At 68.6% G+C, this 22,974-nt stretch carries 20 protein-coding genes and 1 tRNA gene; 14 read left to right on the top strand and 7 right to left on the bottom strand.

Going from position 1 to position 22,974, the window contains the following annotated elements; translation table 11 throughout:
• Positions 1-24 precede the first annotated feature (24 nt).
• The 7 genes from EV685_RS17415 (at position 25) to galK (ending at position 8,760) form a co-directional block, all read left to right on the top strand.
• The gene (locus EV685_RS17415) at positions 25-1,200 is read left to right on the top strand and encodes an ABC transporter ATP-binding protein (protein WP_130483296.1); all 1,176 of its coding nucleotides are present in this window, start codon (positions 25-27) and stop codon (positions 1,198-1,200) included.
• Positions 1,201-1,300: 100 nt separating this feature from the next.
• Positions 1,301-3,394, top strand: coding sequence for a beta-galactosidase (locus EV685_RS17410; protein ID WP_130483295.1), 2,094 nt, complete (start codon positions 1,301-1,303; stop codon positions 3,392-3,394).
• A gap of 26 nt (positions 3,395-3,420) precedes the next feature.
• Complete coding sequence (locus tag EV685_RS17405; protein WP_207224860.1) at positions 3,421-4,653, top strand: ABC transporter substrate-binding protein; 1,233 nt, start codon at positions 3,421-3,423, stop codon at positions 4,651-4,653.
• 132 nt (positions 4,654-4,785) lie between these two features.
• The gene (locus EV685_RS17400; protein WP_130483294.1) at positions 4,786-5,700 is read left to right on the top strand and encodes a carbohydrate ABC transporter permease; all 915 of its coding nucleotides are present in this window, start codon (positions 4,786-4,788) and stop codon (positions 5,698-5,700) included.
• On the top strand, positions 5,700-6,551 hold the full coding sequence (locus tag EV685_RS17395; protein WP_130483293.1) for a carbohydrate ABC transporter permease: 852 nt from the start codon (positions 5,700-5,702) through the stop codon (positions 6,549-6,551). Before EV685_RS17400 ends, EV685_RS17395 begins: the two co-directional genes overlap by 1 nt.
• An 11-nt stretch (positions 6,552-6,562) precedes the next feature.
• A complete protein-coding gene (gene galE / locus EV685_RS17390; protein WP_130483292.1) occupies positions 6,563-7,576 on the top strand; it encodes a UDP-glucose 4-epimerase GalE in 1,014 nt (337 codons plus the stop codon).
• A 5-nt stretch (positions 7,577-7,581) separates the two neighbouring features.
• Positions 7,582-8,760 (top strand): galactokinase, encoded by a 1,179-nt coding sequence (gene galK, locus EV685_RS17385; protein WP_130483291.1) that lies wholly within the window; start codon positions 7,582-7,584, stop codon positions 8,758-8,760.
• Between the two features lie 103 nt (positions 8,761-8,863).
• Here the strand turns inward: galK and EV685_RS17380 are convergent, their stop codons facing one another.
• Positions 8,864-9,409 (bottom strand): c-type cytochrome, encoded by a 546-nt coding sequence (locus EV685_RS17380; RefSeq protein ID WP_130483290.1) that lies wholly within the window; start codon positions 9,407-9,409, stop codon positions 8,864-8,866.
• A 132-nt stretch (positions 9,410-9,541) separates the two neighbouring features.
• On the opposite strand from EV685_RS17380, the gene EV685_RS17375 reads away from it, so the two are divergent.
• Positions 9,542-9,617, top strand: a tRNA-Arg gene (locus EV685_RS17375).
• Between the two features lie 119 nt (positions 9,618-9,736).
• On the opposite strand, the gene EV685_RS17370 is transcribed toward EV685_RS17375, so the two are convergent.
• Positions 9,737-10,753 (bottom strand): TRAP transporter substrate-binding protein, encoded by a 1,017-nt coding sequence (locus EV685_RS17370; protein ID WP_130483289.1) that lies wholly within the window; start codon positions 10,751-10,753, stop codon positions 9,737-9,739.
• 160 nt (positions 10,754-10,913) lie between these two features.
• Here EV685_RS17370 and EV685_RS17365 point away from each other — a divergent pair, with 160 nt between their 5' ends.
• Positions 10,914-11,765 carry an IclR family transcriptional regulator domain-containing protein gene (locus EV685_RS17365; protein WP_130483288.1) on the top strand — a complete coding sequence of 284 codons (852 nt, stop codon included), beginning with the start codon at positions 10,914-10,916 and terminating at the stop codon, positions 11,763-11,765.
• A gap of 118 nt (positions 11,766-11,883) precedes the next feature.
• Entirely contained in the window at positions 11,884-13,767 is a 1,884-nt protein-coding gene (locus EV685_RS17360; protein ID WP_130483287.1) for a diguanylate cyclase domain-containing protein, read from the top strand.
• Positions 13,768-13,783: 16 nt separating this feature from the next.
• Here the strand turns inward: EV685_RS17360 and EV685_RS17355 are convergent, their stop codons facing one another.
• From EV685_RS17355 to EV685_RS17340, 4 genes are all read right to left on the bottom strand, one after another.
• Positions 13,784-14,605, bottom strand: coding sequence for an ATP-binding cassette domain-containing protein (locus EV685_RS17355; protein ID WP_130483286.1), 822 nt, complete (start codon positions 14,603-14,605; stop codon positions 13,784-13,786).
• A 2-nt stretch (positions 14,606-14,607) separates the two neighbouring features.
• Positions 14,608-15,624, bottom strand: a complete 1,017-nt coding sequence (locus EV685_RS17350; protein ID WP_130483285.1) for an ABC transporter permease — start codon at positions 15,622-15,624, stop codon at positions 14,608-14,610.
• 192 nt (positions 15,625-15,816) lie between these two features.
• Positions 15,817-16,794, bottom strand: coding sequence for a sugar ABC transporter substrate-binding protein (locus EV685_RS17345; RefSeq protein WP_130483284.1), 978 nt, complete (start codon positions 16,792-16,794; stop codon positions 15,817-15,819).
• 145 nt (positions 16,795-16,939) lie between these two features.
• Positions 16,940-17,953: a sterol desaturase family protein gene (locus tag EV685_RS17340; protein ID WP_130483283.1), complete on the bottom strand. Its 1,014-nt coding sequence runs from the start codon at positions 17,951-17,953 to the stop codon at positions 16,940-16,942.
• A gap of 310 nt (positions 17,954-18,263) precedes the next feature.
• Between EV685_RS17340 and EV685_RS17335 the strand changes: the two genes are divergently transcribed.
• From EV685_RS17335 to iolG, 3 genes are all read left to right on the top strand, one after another.
• The gene (locus EV685_RS17335; protein WP_130483282.1) at positions 18,264-19,055 is read left to right on the top strand and encodes a TIM barrel protein; all 792 of its coding nucleotides are present in this window, start codon (positions 18,264-18,266) and stop codon (positions 19,053-19,055) included.
• Between the two features lie 14 nt (positions 19,056-19,069).
• Positions 19,070-19,894, top strand: coding sequence for a 3-methyl-2-oxobutanoate hydroxymethyltransferase (locus EV685_RS17330; RefSeq protein WP_130483281.1), 825 nt, complete (start codon positions 19,070-19,072; stop codon positions 19,892-19,894).
• Between the two features lie 109 nt (positions 19,895-20,003).
• Positions 20,004-21,017 carry an inositol 2-dehydrogenase gene (gene iolG, locus EV685_RS17325; RefSeq protein ID WP_130483280.1) on the top strand — a complete coding sequence of 338 codons (1,014 nt, stop codon included), beginning with the start codon at positions 20,004-20,006 and terminating at the stop codon, positions 21,015-21,017.
• 18 nt (positions 21,018-21,035) lie between these two features.
• Here iolG and EV685_RS17320 read toward each other — a convergent pair whose 3' ends face one another.
• Positions 21,036-22,055, bottom strand: a complete 1,020-nt coding sequence (locus EV685_RS17320; protein ID WP_130483279.1) for a LacI family DNA-binding transcriptional regulator — start codon at positions 22,053-22,055, stop codon at positions 21,036-21,038.
• An 85-nt stretch (positions 22,056-22,140) separates the two neighbouring features.
• Here EV685_RS17320 and EV685_RS17315 point away from each other — a divergent pair, with 85 nt between their 5' ends.
• Positions 22,141-22,923, top strand: a complete 783-nt coding sequence (locus EV685_RS17315; RefSeq protein ID WP_165396837.1) for a MurR/RpiR family transcriptional regulator — start codon at positions 22,141-22,143, stop codon at positions 22,921-22,923.
• Positions 22,924-22,974: the final 51 nt, after the last annotated feature.

The raw sequence follows: 22,974 nt of genomic DNA, 5'->3' as shown, positions 1-22,974 counted from the left end.
CCAACAGGCAGCCCCACCCGCACCATGGCCAGCATCGAACTCAAGAACGTCTTCAAGGCCTACGGCGACCTGCCGCCGGTGATCCGCGAGGTTGACCTGCAGATCGCGCAGGGCGAGTTCTGCGTCTTCGTCGGGCCGTCTGGCTGCGGCAAGTCGACGCTGCTGCGCATGATTGCCGGGCTGGAGGACATCACCGCCGGCGAGCTGCGCATCGGCGGCGCGCTGATGAACGAGGTGCCGCCCGCGCACCGTGGCGTGGCGATGGTGTTCCAGACCTATGCGCTGTTCCCGCACATGTCGGTCTACGAGAACATGGCCTTCGGCCTGGGCCTGGCCAAGGTCGACAAGAAGGTGATCGACGAGAAGGTCCGCGCCGCCGCCAAGGTGCTGCAGCTCGACCACCTGCTGGAGCGCAAGCCCAAGGCACTGTCGGGCGGCCAGCGCCAGCGAGTGGCGATCGGCCGGGCCATCGTGCGCGAGCCGGGCGTCTTCCTGTTCGACGAGCCGCTGTCCAACCTCGATGCCGCGCTGCGGGTGCAGACCCGCTTCGAGATCGCCAAACTGCACCGCGACTTCGGCCGCGCGTCGACCGTCTACGTGACGCACGACCAGGTCGAGGCGATGACGCTGGCCGACCGCATCTTGCTGCTCAACACCGGTGAGGCGGTCGCCCGCGAAGGCTCGGTGGCGCAATGCGGCTCGCCGCTGGAGCTCTACCACCGGCCACGCAACCTGTTCGTCGCTGGCTTCATCGGCTCGCCCAAGATGAACTTCCTCAAGGCCACGCTGGTCAGCGCCGGCCCGGCCAGCGCGGTGGTGTCGGTCAACGGCACGAACGAGCGCCTCGAAGCCCATGTCGACGCCCGCGCCCTGCCGAGCGGCACGCCGGTGACGCTGGGCATCCGGCCCGAGCACACCGAGCTCGGCACGGCCACGCAGCACATCGTGCGGCCGGTGCAGTGGCAGGAAAGACTGGGCGAGTCGACCTTCCTCTACCTCGACGCCGGTGATGGCGAGCACAGCCTGGCCACCGGTGGCGACGCCCTGGTCGCCAAGGCGCCCGGCCACACCCACGCGGTCGCCGGCCACCGCATCACGCTCGCCATGCCGGCCGCCGCCATCCACCTGTTCGACCCGCAAGGCCACGCCCTGCCCCGCCTGATCGCCGACACCGATCTGCTGCTGCCGCAAGCGGCCTGAGCGCCATCCCCGACACGCTGCACAGGCTCACGCGCTGAGCCTGTCCGGCCCGACCTCACCCGGACGACACGCTCGCCGCCATCCTGACGACATCACGACCATGCAACTCGGCGTCTGCTACTACCCCGAACACTGGCCACGCGAGTGGTGGGCCGACGATGCCCGCCGGATGCGCGAGATGGGTATCACCTGGGTGCGCATCGCCGAGTTCGCCTGGAGCCGCATCGAGCCCTCGCCCGGCGTGTTCGACTGGTCCTGGCTGGACGAGGCGGTCGAGACCCTGCACGCGCAGGGCCTGAAGGTCGTGATGTGCACGCCGACCGCGACGCCGCCCAAGTGGCTGGTCGACCGCATGCCCGACATGCTGGCGGTGGACGCCAACGGCCACCCACGCGGCTATGGCTCGCGCCGCCACTACTGCTTCTCGCACGCCGGCTACCGGGCCGAGTCGCGCCGCATCAGCCGCGCGGTGGCCGAGCGCTATGGCCGCCATCCGGCGGTCGCAGCCTGGCAGACCGACAACGAATACGGCTGCCACGACACGGTGCTGAGCTACTCCGACGCTGCCAAGGCCGGCTTCCGGCGCTGGCTGGCCGAGCGCCATGGCTCGGTGCAGGCGCTCAACGAGGCCTGGGGCAATGTGTTCTGGAGCATGGAGGTCCGCAGCTTCGACGAGGTCGACGCGCCGGTCGGCACCGTCACCGAGGCGCATCCGGCCCACCGGCTGGACTGGCGCCGCTATGCCTCGTCCGAGGTGCGTGCCTTCAACCGCGAGCAGTGCGAGATCCTGCGCGAGCACTCGCCCGGCCGGCCGGTGTCCCACAACTACATGGGCTTCTTCACCGAGTTCGACCACCATGAGGTGGCGGCCGACCTCGACATCGCGACCTGGGACAGCTACCCGCTGGGCTTCACGCAGAACTTCTTCCTGCGCGCCGACGAGAAGGCCGCGCTGGCCCGCACCGGCCACCCCGACATCCCTGCCTTCCACCATGACCTTTACCGCGGCATGTGCGCCAGCGTGCGCCCGGGCGCACCGGCCCATGGCCGCTGGTGGGTGATGGAGCAGCAACCCGGCCCGGTCAACTGGGCGAGCTGGAACCCGGCGCCCCACAACGGCATGGTCAGGCTGTGGACCTGGCAAGCGCTCGCGCATGGCGCCGAGGTGGTCAGCTACTTCCGCTGGCGTCAGGCGCCGTGGGCGCAGGAACAGATGCACACCGGCCTGCACCGGCCCGACCGCAGCGTCGACCAGGGCGGGCTCGAAGCCAGCGCGGTCGGCGAGGAACTGCGCCGCCTGGGTGATCGGCTGGCCGAGCTGTCGGCGCCGGGCATCGTCAACCGCGTCGCGCTGGTGTTCGACTACGCCAGCGTCTGGATGGCGCAGATCCAGCCGCAAGGCGCGGACTACAACCCGGTCGAGCTGCACTTCCGCGTCTATGCCGCACTGCGCGGCCTGGGTCTGGACGTCGACATCGTCGCGCCCCATGCCGACATGAGCGGCTACCGGCTGATCGTGCTGCCGGTGCAACTGCATGTCGACGCCGCCCTGGCCGCATCGCTCGAACAGGCCGCGCATGCGGGCGCGCAGGTCGTGCTCGGTCCGCGCACCGGGTCAAAGACGGACCGGCTGTCCATCCCCGAAGGCCTGGCACCCGGACCGCTGCGCCACGCGGTCGGCGTGTCGGTGCAGCGGGTCGCCTCGTTGCCACCGGGTCTTGCGGCGACGTTGCTGCCAACGGCCGATCTGGCGGGCGGCTGGACCTCCACCGACGTCCAGCGCTGGCGCGAGGACCTCGCGGTCGATGCCGACGTGACGGTCGAGGCTGTCTTCGGCGACGACGGCCGCCCCGCCCTGACCCGCAAGCCCTGCGGCGCGGGCGCGCTGCGCTATGTCGCCGGCTGGCTGGACGAACCCGGCTGGCGCGCCACGCTGCAGCGCGCCGCCGAAGCTGCCGGGCTGACGGCCGAATCGCTGCACGAGGGCCTGCGCATCAGCCGCATCGGCGCGCTGACCCTGGCCTGCAACTTCTCCGACGCGACGCTGCACTGGCAGCCGAGCGCGCCGGACACCGAACCCGCGTCCTGCCTGCCGCTGATCGGCGGCGCGACGCTGGCGCCACGGGGCATCGCCCTGTGGCACACGCCGACGGCGCCGTCCCCATCGGGCGCCGATACCGCAGCGCAGGCTTGACGGCCTGCCACAACAGGAGACTGACGATGACGATGCGCAACAAGGCACGACTGAGTGCCCTGGCCCTGGCCGGCCTGGCCTGGGTCAGCGCCCAAGCCGGCACGCTGGTGATCAACACCGATGCGTCCGACCCGGCGCCCAAGGCCGCGTGGGATGCCATGGCCAAGGGCTTCATGGCCGCCAACCCGGACGTGACGGTCAAGATCAACACCTTCGACCATGAAGGCTTCAAGACCTCGATCCGCAACTTCCTGACCGCCGATCCCCCGGACATCGTCACCTGGTACGCCGGCAACCGCATGGCGCCCTTCGTCAACGCCAACCTGTTCGAGGACGTGTCCGACGTCTGGGCCAAGGAAGGTCTCAACGACAAGCTGAAGTCGGCCTCTGCGTCGATGACCATCGGTGGCAAGAAGTGGGGCGTGCCCTACACCTACTACCAGTGGGGCATCTACTACCGCAAGGACATCTTCGCCAAGAACGGCATCGCCGTGCCGACCGATTGGAAGCAATTGGTCGCGGCCAGCGCCAAGCTGAAGGCCGCCGGCGTCACGCCGTTTGCCATTGGCACCAAGGCCCTGTGGCCGACGGGCGGCTGGTTCGACTACCTCAACATGCGCGTCAACGGCTACGAGTTCCACATGGACCTCACGTCCGGCAAGGTGCCCTACACCGACAAGCGCGTCAACGAGGTCTTCGACCGCTGGGACGAGCTGACCAAGCCCGGCTACTTCCTCGCCAACCACGCCGGCATCGACTGGCAGGACGCCGTGCCCGCCTTCGTCAAGGGCGAGGCCGCGATGTACCTGATGGGCAACTTCGCGGTCGACCCGATGAAGAAGGCCGGCCTGACCGAGGCACAGCTGGGCTTCATGCAATTCCCGAAGATCAACAACGTGCCGATGGCCGAGGACGCCCCGACCGACACCATCCACATCCCCGCCAAGGCCAAGAACAAGGCCGACGCGCGGCGCTTCCTGGCCTATGCGGCGAGCGCCAAGGTGCAGACCGAGGTCAACGCCATCCTGGGCCAGCTGCCGGTCAACAAGGACGCCACGCGCCCGACCGACGTCTACCTCAAGGACGGTTTCGCGATGCTGTCGGGCGCCTATGCGCTGGGTCAGTTCTACGACCGCGACGCGCCCGCCGAAATGGCCAAGGCCGGCATGGAGGGCTTCCAGCGCTACATGATCAAGCCCGAGTCGCGCAAGGAAGTGCTGGAGCGACTGGAGCAGGTGCGCGCCCGCGTCTACAAGTGATCAGCAGCGACGACCTGAAGGGCGACACCTGAGTCGCCCGCGCCCGGACCGGTCCCCATGCCCGGTCCGGGCGCTGCCAGAAACGGACATGCCTTGCGGCCGTCCGGCAACCCCTCCGACGAGCATCCCGCCATGAGCCCGACCCCTGCGCCCCGGCAGTTTTCCTGGTGGACACGCCACCAGCGCGACATCGCGCCCTGGCTGTTCCTCGCGCCAGCCGCGTTGATGTTCACGATCTATGTGCTGGTGCCGATCGTCGAGTCGATCGCGCTGAGCTTCTACGACTGGGACGGCCTGGGCGAGGCACGCTGGATCGGTCTGGGCAACTACCAGGAGCTGGCGACCGACCCCGACTTCTTTGTCGCGCTCAAGAACAACCTGATCTGGCTGGTCGGCTTCCTGCTGGCCGTGCCCATCGGCCTCGGCCTCGCGCTGTTCCTGAACCAGACGGTGTTCGGCATCCGCGCGATCAAGTCGATGTTCTTCTTCCCCTTCGTGATCTCGCAGGGTGTCATCGGCCTGATCTTCACCTGGTTCTACAACCCGGCAAATGGCCTGGTCGGCGAGATCTTCGGCCTGTTCGGCATGGACCCGATCGCGGTGCTGGCCGACGAGGACTGGGTCACCTACGGCATCGTGGTGGCCGGCCTCTACCCGCAGATCGCCTACTGCATGATCCTGTACCTCACCGGCCTGAACAACCTGCGCCCCGACCTGATCGAGGCCGCGCGCCTTGAGGGCGCCAAGGGCTGGTCGATGCTGCGCCACGTCGTGCTGCCCCAGCTGCGTCCGGCCACCTTCATCGCGGTGGTCGTGACCATCATCGGCTCGCTGCGCAGCTTCGACATGATCTCCATCATGACCTCGGGCGGGCCCTACGGAAGCTCCCGCGTGCTCGCGTACTACATGTACGAAAAGGCGCTGTCCGAATACGGCTACCGCATGGGCTATGGCACCGCCATCGCCACCGTGCTGTTCGCGATCATGCTGGTCTACATCCTGTTCGTGCTGTGGCGCATCCATCAGCAAGAGAAGGAGACTGCCTGATGTTCCCGACCCCCATCGCCAAGACCTCGGCACCGACGCGCTGGCTCTACCAGGTCGCCCTGCCGATCGCACTGCTGGTCTGGCTGCTGCCCATCATCGCGGTCGCGCTGACCTCGCTGCGCGGCCAGGGCGACATCGCCAGCGGCAACTACTGGGGCCTGCCCACGCAGTGGCAGGTCATCGAGAACTACACCGCCGTGTTCACCAACACGCCGATCCTGCGCTACATCGGCAACAGCTTCCTGGTGACGCTGCCGACCGTGATCGGCGCGGTCTCGCTCGCGTGTCTGGCCGGCTATGCGCTGGGCGTCTACCGCTTCAAGCTCAACCTGCTGGTGTTCTTCATCTTCGTGGGCGGCAATTTCGTGCCCTTCCAGATCCTGATGGTGCCGGTGCGTGACCTGAGCCTGCGCCTGGGGCTGTACGACTCCATCACCGGCCTGGTGCTGTTCCACATCGCCTTCCAGACAGGCTTCTGCACCTTCTTCATGCGCAACTTCATCCGCGACCTGCCGATGGAGTTGGTCGAGGCCGCGCGCATCGAGGGCGCCAACGAGTTCCAGATCTTCTGGCGCGTCGTGCTGCCCCTTGTGCGTCCGGCGCTGGCAGCGCTGGCGGTGCTGGTCTTCACCTTCATCTGGAACGACTACTTCTGGTCGACCGTGCTGATCCAAGGCGACCACGCCATGCCGGTCACCGGCGGGCTGAAGTCGCTCAACGGCATGTGGGTGGCGCAGTGGCACCTGGTCTCGGCCGGCTCCATCGTCGCGGCGCTGCCGCCGGTGGCCATCTTCTTCCTGATGCAGAAGCAGTTCATCGCCGGCCTGACGCTGGGCGCATCGAAGGGCTGAACAAGGTCACCATGAACATCCTCGTCACCGGCGGCGCCGGCTACATCGGCAGCATCACGACGATCGCGCTGATCGCGGCCGGGCACCGGCCGGTCATCCTCGACAACCTGCACAACGCTTCGGCCGGCGTGATCGAGCGCATCGCCGAGGTGGCCGGCACGCGGCCTGCCTTCGTGCACGGCGACATCCGCGACCGCGCCCTGCTGGACGCGCTGCTGGTGCGCGAGCAGATCGACGCGGTCATCCACTTCGCCGGGCTGAAGGCGGTCGGCGAGTCGGTGGCTCAGCCGCTGAGCTACTTCGACAACAACGTGCACGGCACGCTGGTGCTGCTGGCGGCGATGCAGGCTGCGGGCGTGCGCACGCTGGTCTTCAGCTCGTCGGCGACGGTCTATGGCGACGCGCCGGAGCTGCCGTTGCGCGAGGACGCGCCAACCTCGGCCACCAACCCTTACGGCCGCAGCAAGCTGATGGTCGAGCAGGTGCTGGCCGACCTGGCACGCTCAGACCCGGCCTGGTCGCTGACGGCACTGCGCTACTTCAACCCGGTTGGCGCCCACCCCAGCGGCCGGCTCGGCGAGGACCCGCAAGGGGTGCCCAACAACCTGATGCCCTACATCGCCCAGGTCGCCGTTGGCCGGCGCGAGTTCCTGAGCATCTACGGCGACGACTACCCCACACCCGACGGCACCGGCGTGCGCGACTACATCCACGTGATGGACCTGGCCGACGGCCACCTGGCCGCGCTGGACCATGGCCACGGCCGGCCGGGTCTGCATGTCTTCAACCTCGGCACGGGCGCGGGCGTCAGCGTGCGGGAGATGCTGGCCGCCTTCGGTGCGGCCTGTGGCCATGCCTTGCCGCACCGCATCGTCGCGCGGCGTCCGGGCGACGTCGCAGCCTGCTGGGCCGACCCGACCCGCGCCCGTGAGGTGCTGGGCTGGCAGGCCAGCCGCGACCTGCGCACGATGTGCGAGGACAGCTGGCGCTGGCAGTCCAACAACCCGCGCGGCTACGCCGCCTGAACACCATGGCCGACCTCGCGTCACGGCTGCAGCAGCGCGTGCTGGCCTCGTTCACGGCCGCCTACGGCGCGGCACCCACGTCGCTGGTGCATGCACCCGGGCGCGTCAACCTGATCGGCGAACACACCGACTACAACGACGGCTTCGTGCTGCCCTGCGCGATCGATTTCCACACCCTGGTGGCGGCCCGTCCGCGCGACGACACCCGCGTGCGCGTGGTGGCGTCCGACTTTGGCGACCGGCAGGACAGCTTCTGGCTCGACGCCCCGATCGAGCGCTTGAGCGATGCCGAACAAGGCTGGGCCAACTATGTGCGCGGCATGGTGCAGGCCCTGCTGGCCGATGGCCTGCTGCTGCGCGGCTGTGACCTGGCGGTGGCCGGCAACGTGCCGCAGGGCGCGGGCCTGTCGTCCTCGGCGGCGCTGGAGGTGGCAATCGGTCAGGCCTTCAAGACCCTGCAGGGCCTGGACGTCGACGCGACCCGGCTGGCGCAGCTCGCGCAGCAGGCCGAGAACCGCTTCGTCGGCATCCAGTGCGGGATCATGGACCAGCTCATTTCAGCTCGCGGCGCGGCCGGCCATGCGCTGCTGATCGACTGCCGCAGCCTGGCCGCCCAAGCCGTGCACCTGCCCGACGACATCGCCGTGTTGATCGCGCATTCGCGCGTGCGCCGGGGCCTGGTCGACAGCGAATACAACACCCGGCGCCAACAATGCGAGGCCGCTGCGCGCCACTACGACGTGGCCGCGCTGCGCGACGTCGACACCGACCGGCTGCTGCGCGACCGTGCGGGTCTGGACGACCTGACGTTCCGGCGCGCCCGCCACATCGTCACCGAGAACCAGCGCACGCTGGACGCCGCTGCCGCGCTGGCGGTCGGCGACATGGCACGCATGGGCGCCCTGATGGCGGCGTCACACGCCTCGATGCGCGACGACTTCGAGATCACGGTGCCGGCGATCGACCATCTGGTCGAGATCCTGCAGGACGTCATCGGCCGCGACGGCGGCGCACGCATGACCGGCGGCGGCTTCGGCGGCTGTGTGGTCGCGCTGCTGCCGGAGTCCCGCGTCGAAGCGGCCCAGGCGGCCTTGACGGCTCGTTATCGGGCGCCGGGCGGCGAGTCCGCCACCGTCTACATCTGCCACCCCAGCGCGGGTGCCGGGCCCCTGCCCTTTCCCTAGCCTGAGGGCCGATCAGGACGAAAAAAAACCGACGCAGCCCTTGGCCTCGTCGGTTTTTCTGCCTGAGCACCGCCCGAAGACGGCGCCCGGTTGAAGGATCAGCTCACTGCGCAGCAGAAGCAGCGGCGGGCGCCTTCGGCTCCTCGAACGTGCCGCCGGCTGCGTTGGCCATGTAGACCACGGCGCGGGCGATCTCGTAGTCGCTGAAATCGCCACCGCCCTGGGCGCCCATCGCGCCCTTGCCCTTGAGGGCCGAGTTCACCAGCGCATCCAGGCCGGTCGACAGGCGGGCGGTCCAGGCAGCGGCGTCGCCAAACTTGGGCGCACCGGCAAGACCAGCGGTGTGGCAGGCACCGCACTGGCCCTTGAAGACGTCTTCGCCAGACTTGGCCGGGCCGCCTTCAAGCTTGATCGCGACCTGGCCGATCGGCTGGATGCGCGCGGCCGTGGCTTCCGCGCTCATCGCGTCGACACCGGCACCTTCTAGCGCATCGACGCCCACGTTCTTCACCAGCAGCACGATCACGAAGATCGGGACCACAAAGGCGGCGACGACAGCGGCGATCAGCTGGTTGGACGTCTTGATCGGGCCTTCGTGGGCTTCGCCGTGGTCTGCGTGTGCGTCGTGGGCGTGTTGAGCGTCGCTCATGGTGTCCTCATGGGTTGAATCCGCCGCGCGACCGTTCAACGGTGCGCAAAACCCCGGAATTATAGGGGGCCGGTCCGGCGCGCCGGTGTTGCGTGCAGACACCGGCCACAAGCCTGCTAGACTCGCCGTTTTGCGCCCGTAGCTCAGTGGATAGAGTATTGGCCTCCGAAGCCAAGGGTCGCTGGTTCGATCCCAGCCGGGCGCGCCAAACACGACGAAGCGGTGGTTCCACGGCCGCAGCGTCAACCGCCCGACAACAGAACGCCGACCCGCAAGGTCGGCGTTTTGCTTGGTGCGGGCGATCCGCCCGCTGCCCTCAGCGCTCCCTCACTTCCTCTCACGCACCTTCTCGACCGCCGCATAGGTCTCGGTCACGATCGGGCCGAGTTCGCGGGTGTACTTGTCGATGACCGGCTGCGCGCGCTCGCGCAGCTTGGCGATCTCGGCCGGCGGCAGTTCGTGCACCGTCATGCCGGCCGTCTTCAACGCGGACAGCACCTTGGCGGCCTCGTCGCGGGCGAACTTGCGCTGGAACACCGCCGTCTCGTTGGCGGCGTCGCGCAGGATCTTCTGCTCGACCGGCGAGAGCTTGTCCCAGAACTTCTTGCTCACCACCACCGCCTGCGGCGTGTACATGTGGTTGGTCAGCGTCAGGTGCTTGGAGACGTCGTTGAACTTGCCGTCCAGGATGTTCAGCAGCGGGTTGGTCATGCCGTCGATGGCACCCTGCTCCAGCGCCGCGTAGGTCTCGGTGAAGGGCATCGGCACCGGCGCAGCGCCCAGGGCCTTCATGAAGTCGACGTAGATCGGCGTCGGGATGACGCGCATCTTCACGCCCTTGAAGTCATCCGCCTTGGCGATGACGCGCTTCATCGTGTGGATCTGGCGGAAGCCGAGATCCCAGTAGGCCAAGCCGACCAGGCCGCGTTCCTGCAGCTTGTCGAGCAGCTTCTGGCCAACCGGGCCGTCGGCGACGGCATCGGCCTCGCGGGCGTTGTTGATCAAGAAGGGGAAGTCGAAAACCGCCATTTCCTTGACGTTGCCGGCCAGCAGGCTGGCATTCATCACCGTCATCTCGACAGTGCCGCCCTGCATGGCCGAGACCGTCTGCAGGTCCGGGCCGAGCGCGCCGCCCGGGAAGGCCTTCACGGCCAGTTTGCCGCCGCTCTTCTGCGCCACGATCTCGGCGAACTTCTCGACGCCGACCACCTGCGGGTGGCCCTTGTTGCTGGCCGAGGGGAACTTGATGGTGCGGCTCTCGATGTCGGCGGCCTGGCTCAGGCCGGCGGCCAGCAGGCTGGCGCTCAGCAGCGAAAGGGAAATGAGTCGGCGCAAGGTGTTCATGGTGAGTCTCCGGGGACTTGGGTGGGGGATGAAGATGGCGCTCAGCCGTTGTCAGCGGCGGGGTGTCATCACTGTAGGAATCGGGGCCCTGCGCCGATAGACTGGCCACGTCCGCACCGTCCGGTGATCGGACGATCTTGTCCGATGATCGGATCGAATCATGGTTTCCCCCAGTCCTGAGCGACCGCCCGGCGCCACCGCCCACCCCGCCCCGGCACTCTCAGAAGCCGCCGAGTTCGCGGTCGACGGCAACCTCCCCATCGACCCGGCCGACCTGATCGCCGGCCTCGGCCGAGGGCTGCGGGTGATCGAGTGCTTCGACGATGAACACGCCCGCCTGACCGCCGCCCAAGTCCACCAGCGCACCGGCATCCCGCGCACCGCCGCCCGGCGCCACCTGCTCAGCCTGTGCCACTTCGGCTATGCCGCGACCGACGGCAAGCACTTCTGGCTGACCCCCCGCGTTCTGCGCCTGGGCCAGAGCTATCTGGAAAGCGCCCGCCTGCCTCGGCTCGTCCAGCCCTTCCTGCAGCGGCTGTCGGCCGCCACCGGCGAGACGGTCAACGTCAGCGTGCTGGACGGCCATTCGGTCGTCTACGTGGCCCGCAGCAACACGCCGCGCGTGGTCTCGATCGGCTTCCACGCCGGTGCGCGCGTGCCGGCCCACGTCGTCAGCACCAGCCGTGTTCTGCTGGCCACGCTGTCGGATGCCGACCTGCAGAAGTGGGTGGCCGCCCACGAGTTCGCTGGCTTCACGGCCAGCACCGTGGTCACCGCGCAGGATTTCGTCGAGCAGGTCATGCAGGCCCGTCGGCAGGACCACTGGATCTCGGTCGGACAGCTCGACGTCGGCCTGACCGGCGTGGCGACCGCCCTGCGCGACCGCCACGGCGAGTGCAAGGGCGCCCTCAGCATGACGCTGCAGAGCGCCGCGTGGCCACCCGAGCAGGTCATCGCCCGGCTGGTGCCGGCCTTGCTGGAGACGGCGCAGACGCTGCGACCGGTGGTCTGAGGACGGGTCGATCCCGCCACCACGGCCCGTGCGCATTTGCGCGTCCAAATGCCACGCCCTGCGGTTTCCCTCACATGACCTGCGTCAACCCCGATGCGTTCGCGACGAAGATGGCGCCATGAACCTGCCGTCTCTCGTCGGTGCCATGTCCTTGCGCGCCAAGCTCGCCACGCTGAACGCGGCGGTCGCGGCCGCCTTGCTGCTGCTGGCGATGCTGGCCTGGCAGAGTTCGTCGGACCAGGACGTTGCCCAGGCCCGGCAGGTCCGTCTGGCCGAAGCGCTGCACCTCAACAAGCAGGCCGACATGGTCCATGACGCGCTGCGCTCGGACGTGCTGGCCTCGCTGCTGATCGGCCAGGTGCCGCAACTGGCGCAAGAGGACGTGCTGCGCCACGTCGCCGACGATGCCCAGGAGCTGGAGGACGCGCTGGACCGGCTGTCGACCTTCACCGAGCTGCCGGCCGAACTGATCGAGCAGGTGCGCCGCAACCGCAGCGCCGCGCGTGCCTATGGGCAGTCGGCGCTGGAGCTGGCCCGCCAGGCGCTCGACCGCCGCGAGGCGGCGCTGGCGGCACTGCCGGCTTTCGACGGCCAGTTCCGGCACCTCGTCGGCGAGCTGGAACAGCAGGGCGCGCAGATCGGCGAGGCCCTGCGCGAGGCGCAACTGATGGCGGCCCGCGAGGCCACGCGGGCCCGCCGTTCGCTGGTCTGGACCTGCGTGATCACCATCGGCGTGGCCAGCGCTATCGTCGCGCTGATGACGCTGGCGATCCGGCGCCGGCTGGGCGAGCTGTGCAGCGTCGCCCAGGCCATTGCCGATGGCGATCTGACGCGCCGCGCCAGCACCGGACGCTCCGATGAGCTGGGCGCCCTGGGCGCGGCGGTCGACCGCATGGCCGGCAGCCTCAACACCATGATCGACGACATGCGCCGCGAGGCCCGCCTGGCCGCCTTCGGGCAACGCCTGAGCGATGCGCTGGACATGGCCGACCGCGAGCACCAGGTCTGTACCGTCGCGGCCCGGGCGATGGGCGAGGTCTCTGCCGCGCACCCGATGGAGCTGCTGATCTCGGACTCCAGCCGGGCCCAGATGGAGCGGGTGGCCGAACACCCCGGCGCTGGCAGCCCGGGCTGCGGCGTGCGCTCGCCCTACGACTGCGTGGCGGTGCGGCGCGGCACCGCGGTCACCTTCGACAGCAGCGCCGACCTGCACGCCTGCGAGCACCTGCGTGGGCGCGCCTGCGGCACCGCGTCGGCGGTCTGCGTGCCCGTGACGTTCATGGGCCGCGCCTTGGGCGTGCTGCATGCCGCTGGCACGCCGGAGCGGCCGCTCAGTCCGGCCCAGGCGCAGCAGATCACGGTCATGGGCGGCCAGTTGGGCATGCGCATCGGCACGGTGCGGGCCTTCGAGCGGACCCAGATCCAGGCCGCCACCGACACCCTCACCGGCCTGCCCAACCGCCGCACCCTTGAACAGCGGCTGCGCGCGCTGGTCGCCAGCGGCCAGCCGCATGCGGTGGTGATGTGCGACCTGGACCACTTCAAGCTGCTCAATGACCGCTACGGCCATGCCACCGGCGACGCTGCGCTGCGGGTCTTCTCCGAGGTCCTGCGTGACACGCTGGGTGACGGCGACCTGGCGGGTCGCTGGGGCGGCGAGGAGTTCACGCTGCTGCTGGCCCAGGCCGATGCGCTGGCCGCCCAACGGACGGTCGACGCGATCCGCCACCAGCTCGCGGCGGCCCTGCGGGGTGGCCGGGTGCCGCTCTACACCGCCAGCTTCGGCATCGCCGACGCCAGCATGTCCAGCCGACCCGAGGAACTGGTGCAGCTGGCCGACATGGCGCTCTACCAGGCCAAGGCAGCCGGCCGGGACTGCGCCCGCATCGCCGATCCGGCGACGCTGGCGATGCTGGGCAAGGACGCTCGGCGCCGCGACGACCCGACGGGCGACACCGGCATCGACACCAGCATCGACACCGTCACCGCCGAAGCCTGGTGAGGCGGCCGGCCCCGGCTCAGGCCGCGGCCACCGGCGGCGGATGGCCGTCGTGCGTCGCCATATAGCCCTCGATCTCGGCTTCCAGTTCGGCCATGGCCTCGCCGCCGGCCATCAGGTCGGTGATCTCCTCGCGGGTCTTCTCGCCCTTGCGGAAATCGGCTGCCTTGGCACCCCGGATCAGCACCGCGAAGTGGTCGCCCACCGTCATCGCATGGGTCACGTTGTGGGTGATGAAGATCACCGCGATGCCCTTTTTGCGGGCCTGCAAGACGATGCGCAGCACATGCGCGGCTTCCTTGACGCCCAGCGCAGCGGTCGGCTCGTCGAGGATCAGCACGCTGGCGCCGAAGTGCACCGCGCGGGCGATCGCCAGCGCCTGACGCTCGCCACCGGACAGGCCGCCAACCAGGCGGTTGCCATCGTCGATGCGGGTGATGCCCAGCTCGCGCATCTCGCGCACCGCGATCTCGTTGGCGGTCTTGCGGTCGAACACCTCGAACGGCCCGAAGCGCTTGGTGGGCTCGGCGCCGACGAAGAAGGAGCGGCCGATGCTCATCAGCGGGAAGGTGCCGCCGAACTGGTGCACCGTGGAGATGCCGTGGTCGCTGGCCACGCGCGGCGAGGTGAAGGCCACCGGCTGGCCATTCATCATCATCGTGCCGCGGGTGGGCTGGTGCACACCCGAGAGGATGCGAATCAGCGTGGACTTGCCCGCGCCGTTGTCGCCCAGCAGGCAGAGGACCTCGCCGGCATGGACCTCCAGCGAGATGTCGTGCAGGACATCGACCGGGCCGAAGGACTTGTTGATGCCGTCGAGCTTGAGCAGGGGGGTGGTCATGGTCAGGCCTTCTTGACGGCGGTCTTGGCGGTGGACTTCGAGTGCGACAACGCCTTGGTCCGGAAGCTGTTGTTGAGCAGCACGGCAGCCAGCAGCAGCACGCCGATGATCAGGCTGGCCCAGTTGGCGTCGAAGCCGGTGTAGTAGATGCCCTGGTTCACGATCGCGAACGTCATGGTGCCCAGCACGATGCCCAGCACCGAGCCGTAGCCGCCGGTCAGGATCACGCCGCCGATCACCACCGCGATGATCGAGTTGAAGATGAAGGACTGGCCAGCCGAGACCTGCGCGCTGTTGTAGAGGATGGCCTGGCACATGCCCACGAAGGCCGCGCAAAAGCCGCTGCCCATGTAGAGCGCGATGTTGAGCCGATCGGTCGGGATGCCGGCATTGCGGGCGCTGACCTTGTCGCCGCCGAGGGCCAGGATCCAGTTGCCGTAGCGGGTGCGGCTGAGGATGAAGCCCACCAGCAGCGCGGCGGCGATCCACCACAGCAGCACGATCTGGAACTTGCCGTCGATGTAGTCGCCGAAGATGGCCTTGGTGATCGGGTCGGCCTTGAGCGCGACGCTGGTGCTGCCCGCGATGATGACCGACAGGCCCAGCGTCAGGCCGGCGACCGCGAACAGCGTGGCCAGCGTGACCACGAAGGACGGCAGGTCGGTGCGCACGATCAGGTAGCCGTTGATGAAGCCGATCGCCAGGCCCAGGGCCAGCGAGGCGGCGATGCCCAAGGGCATCGGCAGGCCGAAATGGCCCGAGACGATGGCCACCGTCATCGAGCTGGCCGGGATCACGCTGCCGACCGACAGGTCGAGGTGGCCGGCGATCATCAAGAGGCCCACCGGCAAGGCGATGATGCCCAGCTCGGCGGCGATGTTGAGCCAGCTGGCCGCGCCGCTGGCCGACAGGAAGGTCTCGCCGCCAAAGACCGCGAAAAAGATGAAGACCGAGACAAGGCCGATGAAGGAGCCGGTCTCGGGCCGTCGCATGAGGTTGCCAAGTGAGAAGGTGGGCATGCGCGGACTCTGTTCAGATGTGGCCCCGGTAAGCGGGGCGCTGGTGATGGACGGGTTCATGTTCCAGGCGTCGGTGTCACGGCGGAGGGACAACAGGGGCCGCCAGCCGCCGTGAAGACGACCGACCCCGCCGGTCAGGCCCGGGATGGGGCCCGGACCCGACCGGCGAACGACGTGAAGATCAGGCTTCGATCAGCGCGCGCCGGCCTTGGCACCAGCCAGCGTGGCCGCGACGTTGGACGCGTCGACGATGCCAGGGCCCGTCAGCAGCGGTGCGGCCGGCACCTTCAGGCCGTACTGCACGAAGCTGTTGAGCATGGACACCGCCAGATAGCCCTGCAGATAGGGTTGCTGGTCGATGCAGAACAGCTGCGTGCCGTCCTGGATGCGCGCGAGGTTGGTCGGGTCGATGTCGAAGGTGCCGAGCTTGACCTGCTTGACCAGACCGGCCTGGGCGATGCCGGTGGCCGCGCTGGTCGCGTCACCGGCGCTGATGGTGATGATCCCGTCGACCGTCTTGTCCTTCTGCAGCGCGGCCTTGACGGCCTGCGCCACCGCCGTCGGGTTGCCGAAGGCCGATGCCGGCAGCGGCAGCTGGGACGACTTGCCACCGGCCTTGGCCATGCCATCGGCCACGCCCTTGCAACGCGATTCCTGGTTGGTCGAGCCCGGCTGCGTGTTCACGCACAGCACGTTCTTGGCACCACTCTTGGTGAAGTACTCGCCACCGCCCATGCCGGCGACGTATTCCTCGCTGCCCACGTAGTTCATCGCGCCCAGGCGCTTGGCGGCTTCCATGCCACCGGCGTTGTAGATGATCAGTGGCACGCCAGCAGCCACCACTTCCTTGAAGGCGGCGTCCATCGCCTCGGGCACCCAGTCCGGACCAACGATGGCATCGGGCTTCTGGCTCAGCGCGGTGCGGATCAGCTTGGCGGCGTCCGGGCCGAGGTTGTCATAGGTCTGCGGACCGAGCCAGGTCACGCTGCCACCGGCGGCCTTGACCACCAGACCGGCATCGTCTGCACCCTTCTTGACACGCGACCAGAACGGGTCGTCAGCCTTGCCGCCGATCACGAAGATGCGTGGACCAGCGGCCATGGCGCTGGTGGCGGCCACGATCGCGGCAGTGGCGGCGATCAGCTTGAAGGTCTTGCTGAGGAAGGTCATGGTGGTCTCCTGATGTTGGAAGGAACGGTGGGTCCGTGCAGCACGGACGTGACGAGGCCGCCCGCGCATGGCGGCCATCCGGGTGGAATCAGCGCGTAGGAATCGGAGGTTCGAGGCGAGCGCAGCGGCGCGCGCCTCGTGCGGCTCAGCTCGCCTTGCCCGCATTCATGCGGGCCAGCTTGCGTTCGTAGCGGGCCTGCATCTGGCGTTCGCCGTCCTTGCTGCCGTCATGCCAGGTGCCCAGCCAGAGGTCCAGCGGCACCAGGCCGTCGCCGCCGAAGTTCACCTCGAAGTGCTTGTGGTGCAGGTGGTGCAAGAAGGCGTGGCTCTGCATCGTCTGCTCGCCGCCCAGCTCGATGCGGTCGAAGCCGATGTGGCCGTTGACGGCACCGAAGCCGGCCGCGTGCAGCTGGAACATCGCCACGACCGGGTTGGACGGGATCACCAGGTGCCACAGCGCGACCGCGTGGTACAGGAAGGCCTCGACCGGGTGCATGCTCAGCGACGAGATCGGGCTCGGGTTGACCGAGTTGTGGTGGATCGAGTGGATCCACTTGTAAAGCGTCGGCGTGTGGATCAGCCGGTGGATGGCGTAGAAGTGGACCTCGTGGAGGGCCGGCGACAACAGCACCAGCAGCGTCAGCCAGAGCGCGTGCTCGTCCCACGTCAGCCAGGCGCCGATGCCGTTCGCCCAACACCACAGGAAGATCACCTGCACCAGCGTCCACAGCGGGATCGAGATCAGGAAGCTGCGCAGGAAGTTGTCGAGGTTCTGGCTCTTGAACCAGAACACGTCCGAGGGCGACTCGGACGGGAACTTGTGGTGGTACTTGAAGCGCGAGCCCTGCGCCCGTTGGCGGTAAAGCCGCCATTCGAAGGCGCCGTACCAGATCAGGCAGCCGACCCAGTTGGCCGCCAGCAGCAGCGCCGGCCAGCCCCAGTCCAGCGTCTGGAGCGTGTCGACGTCGGGCACGACGAAGAACCACCACAGCAGCGCGGTGGTCATGTGGAAGGCGTTCCACGGCCAGACGTAGCCGGGCAGCCACTTCAGCACCTTGATCAGCTGCGGCGGCCAGGCCCAGAAGGGGGCGACCTCGCGACGGCCGTTCGGGGCCCAGTCACCACGCTTGTTGCGCACGCCAAAGTGCGAGTCATCCATGATCTGCTGCGTCCTGTTGGAGGGCGGTTCTTGCAACCGAGTGCAATAGACTTTATCTGTCACTTGAAAAAATACTTCTACGTACTTTCCCGGACGAAATCGGGATTGCAGAGAGCAAGAAGCCCTGCGGCAACGAGAGGGAACCTTGAACAACCCCGTCATCTGCACCCTGGCTGGCCAGCGCCACTCGTGAGAACCTATCGTTTTCCCGAGATCCAGCCGGTCGGAAGAGAAAATTCTTTCTGTTCTTGTTGCACCCGATTGCAACGCTTTCTACACTGCACCCCGAACCCACCGAAGGAACCCTGCCGTGAACCCTCCTTTTGTCCTGGCCGCCTGCGCCGAAATGCTCTGGAACGACCGGCCGATGGCCTGGCGCCTGTCCCGCCTGACCGAGCTGGGCTACCAGGTCGGCATCTGGGGCTGGCAGAACCATGAGCTGGCGATGCTGGAACAGGCCGCTGCTGCGGGCACACGCTTCTCGTCGATGACCGGCTACCTGCGCGGCCGGCTGGCCGACGATGCCGGCGCCGACGAGCTGCTGGCCACCGCCACCGAGGCCATCGCCATCGGCAAGCGGCTGAACGTCGACCGCCTGAACCTGCACGGCACCGGCCTGGGCGACCGCGGTCTGCCGGTCACCCCCTGCGAGACCGTGACCGGCGCGATGTGGCTCAAGGCCCGCGACACGCTCATGCGCATCGCCGATCTGGCCGAACGTGAAGGCGTGACCTTCATGATCGAGAACCTCAACCTGCCGGTCGATCACCCGGGCGTGCCCTTCGCGCTGGCCCGCGACACGCTGGCGCTGGTCTCGTCGATCAACCGCCCGGGCCTGCGGCTGAACCTGGACCTCTATCACGCGCAGATCGGCGAGGGCAACCTGGTCGAACTCTGCCGCGCCTGCCTGCCGTGGATCGGCGAGGTGCAGGTCGCCGACGTGCCCGGCCGCATGGAGCCCGGCACGGGCGAGGTCAACTACGCCGGCGTGGCGCGTGCTCTCAAGGCCATGGGCTACAGCGGTGCGGTCTGCATGGAGGCGTTTGCCTCCGGCGACGCGGATGCCGCGCTGGAAGCCTTCCGCAGCGCCTTCACGGTCTGACCCGGGACGCCCCCATGAGCCTCACCACGAACACCGCCCGCACCCGCCGCCCGACCGTGGCCGACATGCGCGCCCTGAAGGGCAAGCGCCAGATCTCGATGCTCTACGTCACCACGCCCGAGGAGGCCGCTGCTGCCGATGCGGCCGGCGTGGACATGCTGTCCATCGAAGGCCGCTTCTTCACCGCCGACATGCGCGCCGCCGCCGGCACCTGCTTCGTGCAGGTCGGCCTGCCCTACGGCCCCTACGGCCAGCTGATCACCGCCGAGGACTACCTGCGCGAGGCCTTCAAGTTCATGGCCCTGGGCGGCGACTGCTTCTATTGCGCCGCCTCGCTGGCGGTGCAGAAGCGGCTGTGCGAGGAGGCCGTGCCGGTCGTCGGCCATGTCGGCCTGATCCCGTCGCAAGCGACCTGGACGGGCGGCTTCAAGGCCGTCGGCAAGACCGCCGCCAGCGCGCTCGCGGTCTGGGAACACGTGCAGCGACTCGAAGCCATCGGCGTCTTCGCGGCCGAGTTGGAGGTCGTGCCCGATCGGGTCGCCGCCGAGATCTCGCGCCGCACCTCGGTGCTGATGCTGGGCATGGGCGCCGGTGCCGGTGCCGATGCGCAATACCTCTTCACCGAGGACGTGCTGGGCCACACCCGTGGCCACAAGCCGCGCCACGCCAAGACCTACCGCAACTTTGCGGCCGAGTTCGAGCGCCTGCAGCGAGAACGTGTCGCCGCCTTCCAGGAGTTCGTCGCCGATGTGCAGACCGGCGCCTACCCAGCGCCCGAACACGTCGTGCCGATCGCCGACGCAGAATTCGAACAGTTCCTCGGCAGGCTCACCGACTGAGCCAGGGTCCAAGCCCGCGCGCCTTCGTGTTGGCCTTGGCCTACGCTTGTTTGTTCCAACCCACTGCGGCGCGCCGTGCGCGCCCGCCCTCACCTTTGGAGTTCCCATCATGATCAAGGTCGGATTGCTCGGCGCAGGCCGCATCGGCAACGTGCACGCCAAGAGCATCGCAGCCAACGCGGACAGCCAGCTGGTCGCCGTGTCGGACGTCAACCAGGCCGCGGCCGAGAAGCTCGCCGCCGCCTACGGTGCGCAGGCGCGCAGCTCGCAAGACATCATCAACGACCGCTCGATCGACGCGGTGCTGATCGCCACCTCGACCGACACCCACGCCGGCCTGATCGAGGCCGCTGCCGCCGCTGGCAAGGCCGTGCTGTGCGAGAAGCCGGTCGATCTGAGCCTCGAACGTGCGCTGGCCTGCCAGGCGGCCGTGGCCGCGTCGGGCAAGCCCGTGATGATCGGCTTCAACCGCCGCTTCGACCCCAACTTCGCGGCGGTCAAGCGCGCGCTCGATGCCGGCGAGATCGGCAAGGGCGAGCTGCTGTCGATCACCTCCTTTGACCCGGCCCCGCCGCCGGTCAGCTACATCCAGGTCTCGGGCGGCTTGTTCCGCGACATGGCCATCCACGACTTCGACATGGCCTGCTGGATCTTCGGTGGTGCACCCGAGACGGTCACCGCCATCGGCTCGTCCATCGTCGACCCCGCCATCGGCGAGGCCGGTGACGTCGACACCGCCGTGATCACGCTGCACTACGCCGACGGCCGCATCGCCGTCATCAAGAACAGCCGCCGTGCCGTATACGGCTACGACCAGCGCCTGGAACTGCTGGGTTCGACCGGCCTGCTGCAGGCGGGCAACGTGCTCGAGAACACGGTCAACAAGGTGACCACGGCCGGTGCCACCAGCGCCAAGCCGGAGTACTTCTTCCTGGAGCGCTACATGCGCGCCTACGAGGCCGAATGGCGCGCCTTCATCGACGCCATCCAGGCCGGCACCGGCTACCCGGTCACGTTGCAGGACGGCGTCAACGCGCTGGCCGTGGCCGAAGCCGCGACGCTGTCGTGCAAGACCGGCAAGACCGTGCGCCTGAAGGACGGTCGCCCGGTCCTCGAAGGCTGAAGGCGCGTCGCACCGCCGTCAGGCCAGACGGCGATGTGACGACCGCAGCACCAGCGTGCCCGGTGCCATCAGCGAACCGGCGTCGACGGCATCGGCATCGAGGATGCGCCGGATCGCCTCGCCCACCAGATAGGCCGTCGGCTGGCGGAAGGTGGTCAGCTCGTAGGGCGGTGCCGACGCGATCTCGATGTCGTCGAAGCCGACCACCGCGATGCGGTGCGGGTTGCCGCTCAGGTGCAGGGCATCGAGCGCGCCGATGGCCAGGATGTCGCTCTCGCAGAACAGCGCCTCGATGCGCTGGTCGCGGGGGGTCGACTCCAGGTACTTCAGCAAGGACTGCATGCCCTGCTCACGGCGGTAGTGGTCAGAGGTCAGGATGCAGGTGAGCGGCACGCCGCACGCCTGCAGCCGGTCACGAAAGCCGTCGAGCCGGCGCAGTTCGGTGCGCGCTGAGGGCGGGCCGGCCATGTGGCCGATGCGGCGATGGCCCTGGGCCAGGAACAGGTCGGCGATCTCGGCACCGGCCGCGTAGCCGTCGGTGGTGACGTAGGGGATGTTCGACAGCGAGCTGTTGCGGCTGACCACGACCAGTGGCACGCGGCGGATCTTCTGCGCCAGCTCGATGAGTTCCTCGTCCAGCGAGGTGCCCATGAACATGATCCCGTCGACCTGGAACTGGTCGGCCAGCCGCAGCGCTGCGGCCGGGCCGTATTCGGGGCTGAGGTTGAGCAGCAGCGAGCTGAAGCCGCGGGCTTGAAGCTGGCGGGTCGCCTCGTTGATCAGGAACAGCTGGTTGGGGTTGCCGAGTTCATCGACCACCACGGCTACCAGTCGCGTGCTGCGGGTCGACAGGCTGCGTGCCAGCAGGTTGGGCGAGTAGCCCATTTCGGCGGCGGCCTGCAGGACACGTTCGCGCACATCGGGCGCGATGGAGGCGCCGTCGGTGAAGGCGCGCGAGACCGTCCACTTGGACACGCCCACCCGTTCGGCGACGTCGCTGGCGGTGATCTTTCGGGTGCTGGAAGGGTCGCGGGCCATGGTGGATGTGGGGAGCAGACAGGTGCTGACGGGCGCAGCGACAAGGACTGGGGTCGCGGCATTTTGGCCGCAGGAGTCACGGACCATGGAGAACGTTTCCCTTGACCTGCGCGGCGGACATCCGCCGTCGCGGCTGCTGCTGGCGATGCAGCGCGAACTGCCCGCGCTGAGTCCCAAGCTCGGCCACGTCGCGCGCTTCTGCATCGAACACGCGGCCACGCTGCACCACCACCGCATCCAGGATGTCGCGCGCGCCAGCGGGACGATTCCGGCCTCGGTCGTGCGGCTGGCCAAGCGTTTCGGGCTGAGCGGCTTCCAGGAGCTGAAGTACGCGCTGGTCGAACGTGCCGAGCGCGAGAAGCCCGATCTCGTCGAGCCTGCGGACGATGGTCTGCACCCGGACAGCGCCTGTGCGCTGGAGGACATCGAGGCCAGCGCGCTCGGCCTGGGCAGCCTCAAGGGCCTGGTCGCGCGGCCCGAGTTCCGCCTGGCGGTACAGGCGCTGCGCGGCGCGCGCCGCATCCACGTCATCGCCGCCGGCCCGACCGACGAGACCATCGCCACGCACCTGCGCGGCGGCCTGCAGGTGGTGCGACCCGACCCCGGATCGCCGGCCCAGCCGGGCGACTGGCTGGTGCAGGTCGCCGTCTGGCAGGACCTCACACCCGAGACCCGGCCGCGCGAACCGCAGTCCTACGGCCCTCGCGTGCTGAGTCTGGCGCGCGGCCGCATGAACCGCTTCACCGGCGGCGGGCCCGACGGCATCGTCATGCGCCTGGGCACCGACTCGCGCCGCCTGCTCAACGCCCTCGCGCTGAGCGAGGCCCTGACGCACGCGCTGCATCCGGACCGCAGGGCCCACGACTGAATCGCGTCTGCGAACCCATTCATCCACCTTCCCTCACCTTCCCTCACCTTC

Origin of the sequence: Sphaerotilus mobilis (assembly GCF_004216565.1) — a bacterium.
GTDB lineage: Bacteria > Pseudomonadota > Gammaproteobacteria > Burkholderiales > Burkholderiaceae_C > Sphaerotilus > Sphaerotilus mobilis.
Note: the sequence above shows the minus strand (reverse complement) of the source record. Positions and strands in the feature narration are given on the sequence as shown.

Excerpts from the sequence above, each read along its gene's own strand:
- EV685_RS17415 (WP_130483296.1), top strand. The coding sequence starts at position 25 with ATGGCCAGCATCGAACTCAAGAACGTCTTCAAGGCCTACGGCGACCTG.
- EV685_RS17410 (WP_130483295.1), top strand. The coding sequence starts at position 1,301 with ATGCAACTCGGCGTCTGCTACTACCCCGAACACTGGCCACGCGAGTGG.
- EV685_RS17405 (WP_207224860.1), top strand. The coding sequence starts at position 3,421 with ATGACGATGCGCAACAAGGCACGACTGAGTGCCCTGGCCCTGGCCGGC.
- EV685_RS17400 (WP_130483294.1), top strand. The coding sequence starts at position 4,786 with ATGAGCCCGACCCCTGCGCCCCGGCAGTTTTCCTGGTGGACACGCCAC.
- EV685_RS17395 (WP_130483293.1), top strand. The coding sequence starts at position 5,700 with ATGTTCCCGACCCCCATCGCCAAGACCTCGGCACCGACGCGCTGGCTC.
- galE (WP_130483292.1), top strand. The coding sequence starts at position 6,563 with ATGAACATCCTCGTCACCGGCGGCGCCGGCTACATCGGCAGCATCACG.
- galK (WP_130483291.1), top strand. The coding sequence starts at position 7,582 with ATGGCCGACCTCGCGTCACGGCTGCAGCAGCGCGTGCTGGCCTCGTTC.
- EV685_RS17380 (WP_130483290.1), bottom strand. The coding sequence starts at position 9,409 with ATGAGCGACGCTCAACACGCCCACGACGCACACGCAGACCACGGCGAA.
- EV685_RS17370 (WP_130483289.1), bottom strand. The coding sequence starts at position 10,753 with ATGAACACCTTGCGCCGACTCATTTCCCTTTCGCTGCTGAGCGCCAGC.
- EV685_RS17365 (WP_130483288.1), top strand. The coding sequence starts at position 10,914 with ATGGTTTCCCCCAGTCCTGAGCGACCGCCCGGCGCCACCGCCCACCCC.
- EV685_RS17360 (WP_130483287.1), top strand. The coding sequence starts at position 11,884 with ATGAACCTGCCGTCTCTCGTCGGTGCCATGTCCTTGCGCGCCAAGCTC.
- EV685_RS17355 (WP_130483286.1), bottom strand. The coding sequence starts at position 14,605 with ATGACCACCCCCCTGCTCAAGCTCGACGGCATCAACAAGTCCTTCGGC.
- EV685_RS17350 (WP_130483285.1), bottom strand. The coding sequence starts at position 15,624 with ATGCCCACCTTCTCACTTGGCAACCTCATGCGACGGCCCGAGACCGGC.
- EV685_RS17345 (WP_130483284.1), bottom strand. The coding sequence starts at position 16,794 with ATGACCTTCCTCAGCAAGACCTTCAAGCTGATCGCCGCCACTGCCGCG.
- EV685_RS17340 (WP_130483283.1), bottom strand. The coding sequence starts at position 17,953 with ATGGATGACTCGCACTTTGGCGTGCGCAACAAGCGTGGTGACTGGGCC.
- EV685_RS17330 (WP_130483281.1), top strand. The coding sequence starts at position 19,070 with ATGAGCCTCACCACGAACACCGCCCGCACCCGCCGCCCGACCGTGGCC.
- iolG (WP_130483280.1), top strand. The coding sequence starts at position 20,004 with ATGATCAAGGTCGGATTGCTCGGCGCAGGCCGCATCGGCAACGTGCAC.
- EV685_RS17320 (WP_130483279.1), bottom strand. The coding sequence starts at position 22,055 with ATGGCCCGCGACCCTTCCAGCACCCGAAAGATCACCGCCAGCGACGTC.
- EV685_RS17315 (WP_165396837.1), top strand. The coding sequence starts at position 22,141 with ATGGAGAACGTTTCCCTTGACCTGCGCGGCGGACATCCGCCGTCGCGG.